We start from the raw sequence: 12,876 nt of genomic DNA on the forward strand, positions 1-12,876 counted from the left end.
GCGTAGCGTCAGATGAGGGGAAGGTGTGCTGCAAAAGCTTTGATGATTAGCGGCATGCCCGTTAGGCTCTGGCGTCTATATCTGCTGGAGGTTGCTATGGCAAAGGTCGCGTTTCTCGGTTTGGGCGTCATGGGGTATCCGATGGCTGGGCATCTGGCTCGCAACGGTCATCAGGTAACGGTCTATAACCGCTCGCCTGGCAAGGCTGAGCAGTGGATGGGTGAATATGCCGGCAGCAGTGCGCCTAGCCCGCGCGAGGCTGTGTCGGGCGCCGAGCTGGTGATGTGCTGCGTCGGTAACGATGACGACCTGCGCAGCGTGATTCTGGGCGAGCAGGGCGCGTTCGCCGGCATGGCGCCGGGCGCCATTCTGGTAGATCACACCACCGCCTCCGCCGATGTGGCGCGTGAGCTGGCGGCTGTTGCGGCCGAGCGTGGCCTGGGCTTTCTCGATGCGCCGGTATCAGGCGGCCAGGCCGGCGCGGTCAATGGCATTTTGACTGTGATGGTCGGTGGCGAGGCCGAGACCTATGCGGTTGCCGAGCCGGTCATCCAGAGCTACGCGCGAATGATGCGCCTGATGGGGCCGGCTGGGAGTGGCCAACTGAGCAAGATGGTCAATCAGATCTGCATTGCCGGCCTGGTTCAGGGGCTGGCAGAGGCACTGAACTTCGCTCAGTGCGCGGGGCTCGATGGCCATGCTGTGGTCGATGTGATCAGCAAGGGCGCGGCGCAGTCCTGGCAGATGGAAAATCGCTACAAGACCATGCTGGCTGGCGAGTTCGACTTCGGTTTCGCGGTCGACTGGATGCGCAAGGACCTGTCGATCCTGCTCGAGGAGTCGCGTCGTAACGGCGCCCAACTGCCAGTCACGGCGCTTGTCGATCAGTTCTACGCCGACGTTCAGGCCATGGGCGGCGGGCGCTGGGATACCTCCAGCCTGCTGGCTCGCCTGCAGCGTAACCGCTGATCGCCAAAGACCTCGACGGCAAGCGCGGAGGTCATTAGGATCGCCGCCGTTTGCTTCCAATCGAGGTCGTTTCATGGAGTGTCGTGCCGGTTGCGGTGCCTGCTGCATCGCGCCTTCCATCAGTTCACCTATTCCGGGTATGCCTGAGGGCAAGCCCGCTGGCGTGCGCTGCATTCACCTCAATGCCGAGTTTCTCTGCGCCATCTTTGGTCGTCCCGAGAGGCCCGCAGTGTGCGGTGGGTTCAAGGCGGAAGAGCAGCTGTGCGCGGATGATCGCGAAAGCGCCATTCGTATGTTGGGTTGGCTGGAGCAGGCGACTGCCTGACGATGTGAACCGCTCTTGGCCCGTGCGGGTCGAAACGCAAACAGTCCCACCGGGAGTTGCTCGAAGATGATGCGTTATTCCGTTCTGGCCATGATGTTGTGTGCGAGCGCTGTCCAGGCTGCCGAGAGGCAGTGGCAACTGGAGCGCGAAGAAGACGGTGTGAGCGTTTACCTGGCCGATGTACCTGGGTCCAAGTACAAGGCCTATCGCGGTGTGGTGACGATCAACGCGAACCTGGCTGCGGTGCAAGCGGCGCAGGAGGATGTCGCGGGGGCGTGCTCCTGGATCTTCAGCTGTCAGCAGCAGCGGCTGCTCGAAACCGAGGGTGATGTGAGCGAGCTGTACACCCGTTTCGACATGCCCTGGCCGGTGAAGGCGCGTGACTCGGTGATCCAGGTGACCACGCGCACTGATGCCGATGGCGCTGTCACCCGCGTGCTCAAGGCAGTGCCGCAGCGATTGCCGGAGGAGAAGGGCTTCGTGCGGGTGCCGCGCGTTGACGGTGAGTGGCACCTGAAGCCGCTGGATCAGGGCAGGGTGGAGGTGACCTACGAGGTGCATACCGAACCGGGTGGTAGCGTGCCCTCCTGGTTGGCCAATAGCTTCGTCGTCGATGCGCCGCTGCAGACGCTGCGGGGCCTGCGGGCGAAGGTAGAAGGGCGCTGAGTTCGGGATATCGGCAATAAAAAAGGCTGCCAGATTGGCAGCCTTTTTTGTCTCGTGGCGCTATCAGTCGCGGTTAGTCGGCAGATCGCGCTGTTCGTAACCGGTGTACAGCTGGCGCGGACGGCCAATCTTGTACGGGCCCGAGAGCATTTCCTTCCAGTGCGAGATCCAGCCCACGGTACGCGCCAGGGCGAAGATAACGGTGAACATCGAGGTCGGAATGCCGATGGCCTTGAGGATGATGCCCGAGTAGAAGTCGACGTTCGGGTACAGGTTGCGCTCTTTGAAGTACGGATCGGTCAGGGCGATCTCTTCCAGGCGCATGGCCAGTTCCAGCTGAGGGTCATTGGTGATGCCCAGCTCGCCGAGGACTTCGTCGCAGGTCTGCTTCATCACGGTGGCGCGCGGGTCGCGGTTCTTGTACACGCGGTGACCGAAGCCCATCAGCTTGAACGGGTCGTTCTTGTCCTTGGCCTTGGCGATGAACTTGTCGATGTTCGAAACGTCACCGATCTCGTCGAGCATGGCCAGTACGGCTTCGTTGGCGCCACCGTGTGCCGGGCCCCACAGCGCGGCGATACCGGCTGCGATACAGGCGAACGGGTTGGCACCCGAGGAGCCCGCCAGGCGTACGGTGGAGGTGGAGGCGTTCTGCTCATGGTCGGCATGGAGGATGAAAATCTTGTCCATCGCCTTGGCCAGCACCGGGCTGATCGGTTTGATCTCGCACGGGGTGTTGAACATCATGTGCAGGAAATTTTCCGCGTAATTCAGGTCATTGCGCGGGTACATCATGGGCTGGCCCATGGAGTACTTGTAGGTCATGGCGGCGATGGTCGGCATCTTGGCCACCAGGCGCATGGCCGACACTTCACGGTGCTGCGGGTTATTGATGTCCAGCGAGTCGTGATAGAAGGCGGACAGGGCGCCAACCACGCCGCACATGATGGCCATCGGGTGGGCATCTCGGCGGAAACCGTTGAAGAAAGTCTTCAGTTGCTCGTGAACCATGGTGTGGTTCTTGATGGTGCTGACGAACTTGGCCTTCTCTTCCTTGCTCGGCAGTTCGCCATTGAGCAGCAGGTAGCAGGTTTCCAGGTAGTCGGATTGCTCAGCGAGCTGCTCGATGGGGTAGCCGCGGTGCAGCAGGATACCCTGGTCGCCATCGATATAGGTGATCTTCGACTCGCAAGAGGCGGTCGACATGAAACCAGGATCAAAGGTGAACCGACCCGTGGCGGTCAGGCTCCGCACATCGATTACATCGGGACCAACAGTGCCGGTCAGAACGGGCAGTTCGACGGGGGCATTGCCCTCGATGATCAACTGCGCTTTTTTGTCAGCCATATGTGGCCTCCTAGTTATGCTTGAAATCATCAGACAGCCCCCCACGCAGGGCCCGCACCACTATAGTGGGATAAATCCGAAAGTCAATTTGCGAGAACCCAGGCAGTAGAAGGGTTTGAACGGTATTTTCAACGAAAAAAGGGCGCTATTTACGCCATTTGTTTACAGGCTGCAATGCGCTTTTTGGGGTAGGGCATTGCATTGTCATTAGTCTGCTAACTGTCTATACTCTGCGGCCGACCGCCACAGGCTTTAGGGCCGTGTCATGGCGGTTGTCACTCATTGGGTGATGGGTACCTGACCAGTGCACTTCCCAACAACTTTGCCCTGATAGTTAGGGGCTCTCAGTGTGATAAAAAAGCCGTGAATAGCCAACGACCTGTAAACCTAGACCTTAGGACTATCAAGCTCCCAGTCACCGCTTACACCTCCATTCTTCACCGTATCTCCGGTGTCATCCTCTTTGTCGGTATCGCCATTCTGCTGTTCGGCCTCGACAAGTCGCTGACCTCCGAAGAGGGCTTCGCCCAGGTGAAAGAATGCCTGACCAGCCCGCTGGCCAAGTTCGTGATCTGGGGTCTTCTGTCCGCTCTGCTGTATCACCTGGTGGCCGGCGTGCGCCACTTGATCATGGACATGGGCATCGGCGAGACGCTGGAAGGCGGCAAGCTGGGCTCGAAAATCGTCATCGCCGTCGCGGCGGTCGTGATCGTGCTGCTGGGGGTGTGGATATGGTAACCAATGTCACGAATTTCTCGCGTTCGGGCCTCTATGACTGGATGGCTCAGCGCGTTTCTGCGGTCGTTCTCGCGGCTTACACGCTGTTTCTGCTGGGCTATGTGATCTGTAATCCGGGTATGGGCTACGCCGAATGGCATGGTCTGTTCTCGCATACCGCAATGCGCATCTTCAGCCTGCTGGCCCTCGTTGCACTGAGCGTGCACGCCTGGGTTGGCATGTGGACCATTTCCACCGACTACCTGACGCCGATGGCGCTGGGTAAGTGGGCGACTGGTGTGCGTTTCCTGTTCCAGGCCGTGTGTGGCATTGCGATGTTCGCGATGTTCGTCTGGGGCGTGCAGATTCTGTGGGGTCTCTGATTCATGGCTAGCATTCGTACTCTCTCTTATGACGCCATCATCGTTGGTGGCGGCGGCGCCGGCATGCGTGCTGCGCTGCAACTGGCTCAGGGCGGTCACAAGACCGCCGTGGTCACCAAGGTCTTCCCGACTCGTTCGCACACCGTTTCCGCACAGGGTGGCATCACCTGCGCCATCGCTTCGGCCGACCCGAACGATGATTGGCGCTGGCACATGTACGATACCGTCAAGGGTTCCGACTACATCGGTGACCAGGACGCTATCGAATACATGTGCTCCGTCGGTCCGGAGGCCGTGTTCGAGCTTGAGCACATGGGCCTGCCGTTCTCCCGTACCGAGCAGGGGCGCATCTATCAGCGTCCGTTCGGCGGTCAGTCCAAGGGCCCGGACAATCCGACCCAGGCTGCTCGCACCTGCGCTGCCGCCGACCGTACCGGTCACGCACTGCTGCATACCCTGTATCAGGCCAACCTGAAAGCCGGCACCTCGTTTCTCAACGAGTGGTACGCGGTTGACCTGGTGAAGAACCAGGACGGCGCCATCGTCGGCGTCATCGCTATCTGCATCGAGACTGGCGAAACCGTCTACATCCGCTCCAAGGCCGTGGTTCTGGCCACTGGCGGTGCTGGTCGTATCTACGCCTCCACCACCAACGCCCTGATCAACACCGGTGACGGCGTGGGCATGGCCCTGCGCGCCGGCGTTCCGGTGCAGGACATCGAAATGTGGCAGTTCCACCCGACCGGTATCGCCGGCGCCGGTGTACTGGTCACCGAAGGCTGCCGTGGTGAGGGTGGTTACCTGATCAACGCCCATGGCGAGCGCTTCATGGAGCGTTATGCGCCAAACGCCAAAGACTTGGCTGGTCGTGACGTGGTTGCCCGCTCCATGGTCAAGGAAGTCATCGCCGGCAACGGTTGTGGTCCGGACAAGGACCACGTACTGCTCAAGCTCGACCACCTCGGCGAAGAAGTGCTGCACAGCCGTCTGCCGGGTATCTGCGAGCTGTCCAAGACCTTTGCTCACGTGGACCCGGTCGTCGCTCCGGTCCCGGTCATCCCGACCTGCCACTACATGATGGGCGGCGTGCCGACCAACATTCATGGCCAGGCCATCACTCAGGACGCCAACGGCAACGACAAGATCATCGAAGGTCTGTTCGCCGTAGGTGAAGTGGCGTGCGTATCGGTGCACGGTGCCAACCGTCTGGGCGGCAACTCGCTGCTCGACCTGGTGGTATTCGGCCGTGCCGCTGGCCTGCACCTGGAAAAAGCGCTGAAAGAAGGCGTGGAAGTCCGTGGCGCCAGCGAAACCGACATCGAACAGTCGCTGTCGCGTCTGGCAGGTGTCAACGAGCGCAGCACCGGCGAAGACGTCGCCCCGCTGCGTAAAGAGCTGCAACAGTGCATGCAGAACTACTTCGGTGTATTCCGTACCGGCGAATACATGCAGAAGGGCATCCAACAACTGGCCGACCTGCGTGAGCGCATCGCGAAAGTCAAAATCGCGGACAAGAGCCAGGCGTTCAACACTGCGCGTATCGAAGCGCTGGAACTGCAAAACCTGCTCGAAGTCGCCGAAGCGACCGCGGTCGCGGCCGAGGCTCGTAAAGAGTCCCGTGGCGCCCACGCTCGTGAAGACTTCGAGGAGCGCGATGATCAGAATTGGCTGTGCCACTCGCTCTACTTCCCGGGCGAGAAGCGCGTTGCCAAACGTGATGTCAACTTCGCGCCGAAGACCGTTCCGGCATTTGAACCCAAGGTTCGGACTTATTAAGGGTGACTGATATGTTGCAAGTCAGTGTTTATCGCTACAACCCGGAGAAGGACGCTGCTCCGTTCATGCAGGACTTCCAGGTCGACACCGGCGGCAAGGACATCATGGTCCTCGACGTGCTGGCGCTGATCAAGGAACAGGACGAGGGCTTCTCCTACCGTCGTTCCTGCCGTGAAGGCGTATGCGGTTCCGACGGCATGAACATCAACGGCAAGAACGGCCTGGCCTGTATCACGCCGATCTCCGCTGCCGGCCTCAAGGGCGGCAAGCTGGTGATTCGTCCGTTGCCGGGTCTGCCGGTCATTCGTGACCTGGTCGTCGACATGAGCATCTTCTACAAGCAGTACGAGAAGGTGCAGCCGTTCCTGCAGAACGATACGCCGGCTCCGGCCATCGAGCGTCTGCAGTCGCCGGAAGAGCGCGAGAAGCTCGACGGTCTGTACGAGTGCATCCTGTGCGCGTGCTGCTCGACCAGCTGCCCGTCGTTCTGGTGGAACCCTGACAAGTTCCTCGGTCCCGCTGCACTGCTGCAGGCCTATCGCTTCCTGGCCGACAGCCGTGACACCAAGACCGCTGAGCGTCTGGCCTCGCTGGACGATCCGTTCAGTGTGTTCCGTTGCCGCGGCATCATGAACTGCGTGAACGTTTGCCCTAAGGGACTGAACCCGACCAAGGCGATCGGTCACGTGCGTAACATGCTGCTGCAGAGCGGTACCTGATTCGCAAGTTGCTATACCTGTAACACCTGCGAGTCCGGCTCAGGTCGGCCTCGCAGTAAAGCCAGGGCCGCAGCTCACAAAGCCGCGGCTCATATACGAAAAACATGACGACCAGCAGGGGCATCCGGGCTGGTACCCGGACTATCTGCGGGAACCCAAGTGGCTTTATCCGAGTCGCAGCATCATGACTTTGATCAGGACCATGCGGTATTCACGCCGGTGGTGTCCCCTTACCGAGGGTGACCAAGCATGCAAGAAAGCGTGATGCAGCGCATGTGGGACAGTGCCCACCTATCCGGTGGCAACGCTGCCTACGTGGAAGAGCTCTACGAGCTCTACCTGCACGATCCCAACGCTGTGCCAGAAGAGTGGCGCACTTACTTCCAGAAGTTGCCGACCGACGGCAGCGCTGCAACGGACGTATCGCATTCGACCATTCGCGATCATTTCGTCCTGCTCGCCAAGAATTCGCGTCGTGCCCAGCCGGTTTCCGCCGGGGCCGTCAGCAGCGAGCACGAAAAGAAGCAGGTGGAAGTGCTGCGCTTGATCCAGGCCTACCGCATGCGTGGCCATCAGGCCGCCCAGCTCGACCCTCTGGGTCTATGGGTGCGCACTGCGCCGTCTGACCTGTCGATCAACCACTATGGCCTGACCGACGCGGATCTGGACACCACATTCCGCACTGGCGAGTTGTATATCGGCAAGGAAGAGGCAACGCTACGCGAAATCCGCGATGCGCTGCAGCAGACATATTGTCGCACCATCGGTGCCGAATTCACCCACATCGTCGACTCCGGTCAGCGCAACTGGTTTGCCCAGCGCCTGGAAAGCGTGCGCGGTCGTCCGCAGTTTTCCGCCGAGGTTCAGGCGCATGTGCTCGAGCGCGTTACTGCTGCCGAAGGCCTGGAAAAATACCTGGGTACCAAATACCCGGGCACCAAGCGCTTCGGCCTGGAAGGTGGCGAAAGCCTGATTCCGTTGCTGGACGAGATCATCCAGCGTTCCGGCTCCTACGGCACCAAGGAAATCGTCATCGGCATGGCCCACCGCGGCCGCCTCAACGTTCTGGTCAACACCTTCGGCAAGAATCCGCGCGACCTGTTCGACGAGTTCGAAGGCAAGAAGACCGAAGGTCTGTCGTCCGGTGACGTGAAGTACCACCAGGGTTTCTCCTCCAACGTCATGACTGCCGGTGGCGAAGTGCACCTGGCGCTGGCGTTCAACCCCTCGCACCTGGAAATCGTTTCGCCGGTGGTCGAGGGCTCGGTGCGTGCTCGTCAGGATCGTCGCAGTGACGCCACTGGCGACAAGGTACTGCCGATTTCCATCCACGGTGACGCAGCCTTCGCCGGTCAGGGTGTGGTCATGGAAACCTTCCAGATGTCGCAGACCCGCGGCTACAAGACTGGTGGCACCATCCACATCGTGATCAACAACCAGGTCGGCTTCACCATCAGTAACCCGCTGGATGCGCGCTCCACCGAGTACGCGACCGACGTGGCGAAGATGATTCAGGCGCCGATCTTCCATGTGAATGGTGATGATCCGGAAGCTGTGCTGTTCGTGACTCAGCTGGCTGTCGACTACCGCATGCAGTACAAGCGTGACGTGGTCATCGACCTGGTCTGCTACCGCCGTCGTGGTCACAACGAGGCCGACGAGCCGAACGGCACCCAGCCGCTGATGTACCAGCAGATCGCCAAGCAGCGCACCACCCGTGAACTGTACGCCGACGCTCTGATTGCAGCCGGCGCGCAGAACAGCGACGACGTGCAGGCCAAGATCGACGAGTACCGCACCGCGCTGGACAATGGTCAGCACGTGGTCAAGAGCCTGGTCAAGGAACCGAACAAGGAGCTGTTCGTCGACTGGCGTCCGTACCTGGGCCATGCCTGGACCGCGCGTCATGATACCCGCTTCGATCTGAAGACCCTGCAGGATCTCTCGGCCAAGCTGCTGGAAATCCCTGAAGGCTTCCTGGTTCAGCGTCAGGTGGCGAAGATCCTCGAAGACCGTCAGAAGATGGGCGCAGGCGGCTTGCCGATCAACTGGGGCTTCGCCGAAACCATGGCTTACGCCACGCTGCTGGTCGAAGGTCACCCGATCCGCATGACCGGTCAGGATATCGGCCGTGGCACCTTCTCGCATCGTCATGCGGTGCTGCACAACCAGAAGGACGCCTCGACCTACGTTCCGCTGAAGAACCTGTACGACGGCCAACCGAAGTTCGAACTGTACGACTCCTACCTCTCCGAGGAGGCGGTACTGGCCTTCGAATACGGCTATGCCACCACCACGCCGAACGCGCTGGTGATCTGGGAGGCCCAGTTCGGTGACTTCGCCAACGGTGCCCAGGTGGTATTCGACCAGTTCATCTCCAGTGGCGAAACCAAGTGGGGTCGTCTCTGCGGTCTGACCGTTCTGCTGCCGCACGGCTATGAAGGGCAGGGGCCTGAGCACAGCTCGGCGCGTCTGGAGCGTTACCTGCAACTGTGCGCCGAGCACAACATGCAGGTCTGCGTACCGACCACCCCGGCGCAGGTCTATCACATGCTGCGTCGCCAGGTGATCCGTCCGCTGCGCAAGCCGCTGGTGGTGCTGACGCCGAAGTCATTGCTGCGTCACAAGCTGGCCATCTCGACCCTGGAAGATCTGGCCGAAGGCTCCTTCCAGACGGTGATCGGCGAGATCGATTCGCTGGACCCGAAAAAGGTCGAGCGTATGGTCCTGTGCAGCGGCAAGGTCTACTACGACCTGCTGGAGAAGCGTCGTGCCGAGGGTCGTGAAGACATCGCCATCGTGCGCCTCGAGCAGCTCTATCCGTTCCCGGAAGACGATCTGGCTGAAGCGCTGGCGCCTTACAAGAACCTCAAGCACATCGTCTGGTGTCAGGAAGAGCCGATGAACCAGGGTGCCTGGTACTGCAGTCAGCACCACATGCGTCGCGTCGCTACTGCACACAAGAAGTCGCTGTTCCTGGAATACGCCGGTCGTGATGCGTCGGCAGCGCCCGCTTGTGGCTATGCGTCGATGCACGCCGAGCAGCAGGAAAAACTGCTGCAGGACGCCTTTACTGTTTAACGCCTTCATCCGGCAGGTGGCGAGTGCCACCTGCCGGTAAACCGAATTTAAGGAAACGCATACAATGGCTATCGAGATCAAAGCCCCAACCTTCCCGGAATCGGTTGCCGACGGCACCGTGGCCACCTGGCACAAGAAGCCGGGCGAAGCGGTCAAGCGTGATGAGCTGATCGTCGACATCGAAACCGACAAGGTCGTGATCGAAGTACTGGCTGAGGCCGACGGCGTTCTGGCTGAAATCATCAAGAACGAAGGCGACACCGTTCTCTCCAACGAACTGCTGGGCAAACTGACCGAAGGTGGCGCTGCCGCCGCTGCTCCGGCTGCCGCTCCGGCCGCTGCTGCCGCTCCGGCTCAGGCTGCTGCTCCGGCTGCCGCTGCTGGCGACGACGCCATCCTCTCGCCGGCCGCGCGCAAGCTGGCTGAAGAGAATGGTATCGACCCCAACAGCATCGCTGGCACCGGCAAAGGTGGCCGAGTGACCAAGGAAGACGTGGTCGCTGCCGTCGAAGCCAAGAAGAACGCTCCGGCTGCCGCTGCCAAGCCTGCCGCTGCTCCGGCCGCTGCCGCTGTCGTCGCCACTGGCGACCGCACCGAGAAGCGTGTGCCGATGACCCGCCTACGCGCCAAGATCGCCGAGCGTCTGGTCGAGGCTCAGTCCTCCATGGCCATGCTGACCACCTTCAACGAAGTCGACATGACCGAAGTCATGGCCCTGCGTTCGAAGTACAAGGACCTGTTCGAGAAGTCCCACAATGGCGTGCGCCTGGGCTTCATGTCGTTCTTCGTCAAGGCCGCCACCGAAGCGCTGAAGCGCTTCCCGGCAGTCAACGCCTCGATCGACGGCAACGACATCGTTTACCACGGCTATGCCGACATCGGTGTTGCCGTGTCCAGCGACCGCGGCCTGGTCGTTCCGGTACTGCGTAATGCCGAGCAGATGAGCCTGGCTGAAATCGAGAGCGGCATCGCCACCTTCGGCAAGAAGGCCAAAGACGGCAAGCTGTCGATCGAAGAAATGACCGGCGGCACCTTCACCATCACCAACGGTGGTACCTTCGGTTCGATGATGTCGACGCCGATCGTCAACCCGCCGCAGGCTGCCATCCTGGGTATGCACAACATCATCCAGCGCCCGATGGCGATCAATGGTCAGGTGGTGATCCGTCCGATGATGTATCTGGCGCTGTCTTACGACCACCGCCTGATTGATGGTAAGGAAGCCGTGACCTTCCTGGTGACCATCAAGAACTTGCTTGAAGACCCGGCTCGCCTGCTGCTGGAAATCTAAAAGCCAGTCTCCTCCACGGCGGCCCTGTTCTCAGGGCCGTCCGGTTTATTCGAGAAGGAATACGTTATGACCCAGAAATTCGACGTGGTAGTCATCGGTGCCGGCCCTGGTGGCTATGTAGCCGCCATCAAAGCAGCGCAACTCGGCCTGAAGACTGCCTGCATCGAGAAGTATCAGGGCAGCGACGGCAAGGTCGCGCTCGGCGGCACCTGCCTGAACGTCGGTTGCATTCCTTCCAAGGCGCTGCTGGACAGCTCCTGGAAGTACCACGAAGCGAAAGACGGCTTTGCCGTTCACGGTATCGAAGCCAAGGGCGTGACCATCGATGTCCCGGCCATGGTGGCGCGCAAGAACACCATCATCAAGAACCTCACCGGCGGTGTTGCCGGCCTGTTCAAGGCCAATGGCGTGACCCTGCTCGAAGGCCACGGCAAGCTGCTGGCCGGCAAGCAGGTCGAAGTCACCGGCACCGACGGCAAGACCCAGGTGGTCGAAGCTGCTCACGTGATCATCGCCTCTGGCTCCAAGCCGGTCGAGATACCGCCGGCCCCAGTCGATCAGGATGTCATCGTCGACTCCACCGGTGCCCTGGAATTCCAGAGTGTACCGAAGAAGCTGGGTGTCATCGGTGCTGGCGTGATCGGTCTGGAGCTGGGCTCGGTATGGGCTCGCCTGGGTGCCGAAGTCACCGTCCTGGAAGCCATGGACAAGTTCCTCGCTGCTGCCGATGAGCAGGTCGCCAAGGAAGCCCAGAAGACCCTGACCAAGCAGGGCCTGGATATCCGTCTGGGCGCTCGCGTAACCGGTTCGGAAGTCAAGAAGAAGCAGGTCGTCGTCAGTTTTACTGACGCCAATGGCGAGCAGAAGATGACCTTCGACAAGCTGATCGTGGCCGTAGGTCGTCGCCCGGTGACCACCGATCTGCTGGCTTCCGACAGCGGTGTGGACCTGGACGAGCGCGGCTTCATCTTCGTCAACGACCAGTGCGAAACCAGCGTTCCGGGCGTATATGCCATCGGTGACGTGGTGCGTGGCGCCATGCTCGCGCACAAGGCCTCGGAAGAGGGTGTGATGGTTGCTGAGCGTATCGCTGGCCACAAGGCGCAGATGAACTATGACCTGATCCCGTCCGTGATCTACACCCACCCGGAAATTGCATGGGTCGGCAAGACCGAGCAGCAGCTGAAGGCCGAAGGCGTTGCCGTCAACGTCGGCACCTTCCCGTTCGCTGCCAGCGGTCGCGCCATGGCGGCCAACGACACCGGCGGCTTCGTCAAGGTCATCGCTGACGCCAACACCGACCGCGTACTGGGTGTTCACGTGATCGGCCCAAGCGCTGCCGAGCTGGTACAGCAAGGCGCGATCGGCATGGAGTTCGGCACCAGTGCCGAAGACCTGGGCATGATGGTCTTCTCGCACCCGACCCTGTCCGAGGCGCTCCATGAAGCGGCCCTGGCGGTCAACGGTGGCGCGATTCACATCGCCAACCGCAAGAAGCGTTAAGCGAAGTGGCCGGCAGTGTCCGGCCACTGCAGTAGTTGTTGTAAGCCGCCGTGGAAGGCGGGGCGTCGTGTAATCGCCTCATCGCTACGGTGGTGTTTG

Annotated in this window: 11 protein-coding genes; 10 read left to right on the forward strand and 1 reads right to left on the reverse strand. The window is 60.9% G+C overall.

Annotated elements, in window-relative coordinates:
- Positions 1-96 precede the first annotated feature (96 nt).
- The 3 genes from H3221_RS19240 to H3221_RS19250 all read left to right on the forward strand — a co-directional run bounded on the left by H3221_RS19240 (position 97) and on the right by H3221_RS19250 (position 1,960).
- Positions 97-969, forward strand: coding sequence for an NAD(P)-dependent oxidoreductase (locus tag H3221_RS19240; protein WP_196474847.1), 873 nt, complete (start codon positions 97-99; stop codon positions 967-969).
- Between the two features lie 73 nt (positions 970-1,042).
- Positions 1,043-1,294: a YkgJ family cysteine cluster protein gene (locus H3221_RS19245; protein ID WP_196474846.1), complete on the forward strand. Its 252-nt coding sequence runs from the start codon at positions 1,043-1,045 to the stop codon at positions 1,292-1,294.
- 66 nt (positions 1,295-1,360) lie between these two features.
- A complete protein-coding gene (locus H3221_RS19250) occupies positions 1,361-1,960 on the forward strand; it encodes an START domain-containing protein (RefSeq protein ID WP_196474845.1) in 600 nt (199 codons plus the stop codon).
- 63 nt (positions 1,961-2,023) lie between these two features.
- Here H3221_RS19250 and gltA read toward each other — a convergent pair whose 3' ends face one another.
- On the reverse strand, positions 2,024-3,307 hold the full coding sequence (gene gltA, locus H3221_RS19255) for a citrate synthase (RefSeq protein WP_059392428.1): 1,284 nt from the start codon (positions 3,305-3,307) through the stop codon (positions 2,024-2,026).
- 363 nt (positions 3,308-3,670) lie between these two features.
- On the opposite strand from gltA, the gene sdhC reads away from it, so the two are divergent.
- The 7 genes from sdhC to lpdA all read left to right on the forward strand — a co-directional run bounded on the left by sdhC (position 3,671) and on the right by lpdA (position 12,777).
- Positions 3,671-4,045 (forward strand): succinate dehydrogenase, cytochrome b556 subunit, encoded by a 375-nt coding sequence (gene sdhC / locus H3221_RS19260; RefSeq protein WP_013715379.1) that lies wholly within the window; start codon positions 3,671-3,673, stop codon positions 4,043-4,045.
- Positions 4,039-4,407, forward strand: a complete 369-nt coding sequence (gene sdhD / locus H3221_RS19265) for a succinate dehydrogenase, hydrophobic membrane anchor protein (RefSeq protein ID WP_074678171.1) — start codon at positions 4,039-4,041, stop codon at positions 4,405-4,407. Before sdhC ends, sdhD begins: the two co-directional genes overlap by 7 nt.
- A 3-nt stretch (positions 4,408-4,410) precedes the next feature.
- Positions 4,411-6,183 carry a succinate dehydrogenase flavoprotein subunit gene (gene sdhA, locus H3221_RS19270; RefSeq protein WP_003459985.1) on the forward strand — a complete coding sequence of 591 codons (1,773 nt, stop codon included), beginning with the start codon at positions 4,411-4,413 and terminating at the stop codon, positions 6,181-6,183.
- 11 nt (positions 6,184-6,194) lie between these two features.
- The gene (locus tag H3221_RS19275; RefSeq protein WP_013715382.1) at positions 6,195-6,902 is read left to right on the forward strand and encodes a succinate dehydrogenase iron-sulfur subunit; all 708 of its coding nucleotides are present in this window, start codon (positions 6,195-6,197) and stop codon (positions 6,900-6,902) included.
- A 249-nt stretch (positions 6,903-7,151) separates the two neighbouring features.
- A complete protein-coding gene (locus H3221_RS19280) occupies positions 7,152-9,983 on the forward strand; it encodes a 2-oxoglutarate dehydrogenase E1 component (RefSeq protein WP_196474844.1) in 2,832 nt (943 codons plus the stop codon).
- 64 nt (positions 9,984-10,047) lie between these two features.
- A complete protein-coding gene (gene odhB / locus H3221_RS19285) occupies positions 10,048-11,274 on the forward strand; it encodes a 2-oxoglutarate dehydrogenase complex dihydrolipoyllysine-residue succinyltransferase (RefSeq protein WP_196474843.1) in 1,227 nt (408 codons plus the stop codon).
- A 66-nt stretch (positions 11,275-11,340) separates the two neighbouring features.
- Entirely contained in the window at positions 11,341-12,777 is a 1,437-nt protein-coding gene (gene lpdA / locus H3221_RS19290; protein WP_192980861.1) for a dihydrolipoyl dehydrogenase, read from the forward strand.
- The last annotated feature ends 99 nt before the right edge of the window (positions 12,778-12,876 follow it).

Source organism: Pseudomonas chaetocerotis (genome assembly GCF_015712105.2).
Taxonomy (GTDB): Bacteria; Pseudomonadota; Gammaproteobacteria; order Pseudomonadales; family Pseudomonadaceae; genus Aquipseudomonas; species Aquipseudomonas chaetocerotis.

Bases quoted from the DNA above. Each gene is read 5' to 3' on its own strand.
- H3221_RS19240 (WP_196474847.1), top strand. From the start codon at position 97: ATGGCAAAGGTCGCGTTTCTCGGTTTGGGCGTCATGGGGTATCCGATG.
- H3221_RS19245 (WP_196474846.1), top strand. From the start codon at position 1,043: ATGGAGTGTCGTGCCGGTTGCGGTGCCTGCTGCATCGCGCCTTCCATC.
- H3221_RS19250 (WP_196474845.1), top strand. From the start codon at position 1,361: ATGATGCGTTATTCCGTTCTGGCCATGATGTTGTGTGCGAGCGCTGTC.
- gltA (WP_059392428.1), bottom strand. From the start codon at position 3,307: ATGGCTGACAAAAAAGCGCAGTTGATCATCGAGGGCAATGCCCCCGTC.
- sdhD (WP_074678171.1), top strand. From the start codon at position 4,039: ATGGTAACCAATGTCACGAATTTCTCGCGTTCGGGCCTCTATGACTGG.
- sdhA (WP_003459985.1), top strand. From the start codon at position 4,411: ATGGCTAGCATTCGTACTCTCTCTTATGACGCCATCATCGTTGGTGGC.
- H3221_RS19275 (WP_013715382.1), top strand. From the start codon at position 6,195: ATGTTGCAAGTCAGTGTTTATCGCTACAACCCGGAGAAGGACGCTGCT.
- H3221_RS19280 (WP_196474844.1), top strand. From the start codon at position 7,152: ATGCAAGAAAGCGTGATGCAGCGCATGTGGGACAGTGCCCACCTATCC.
- odhB (WP_196474843.1), top strand. From the start codon at position 10,048: ATGGCTATCGAGATCAAAGCCCCAACCTTCCCGGAATCGGTTGCCGAC.
- lpdA (WP_192980861.1), top strand. From the start codon at position 11,341: ATGACCCAGAAATTCGACGTGGTAGTCATCGGTGCCGGCCCTGGTGGC.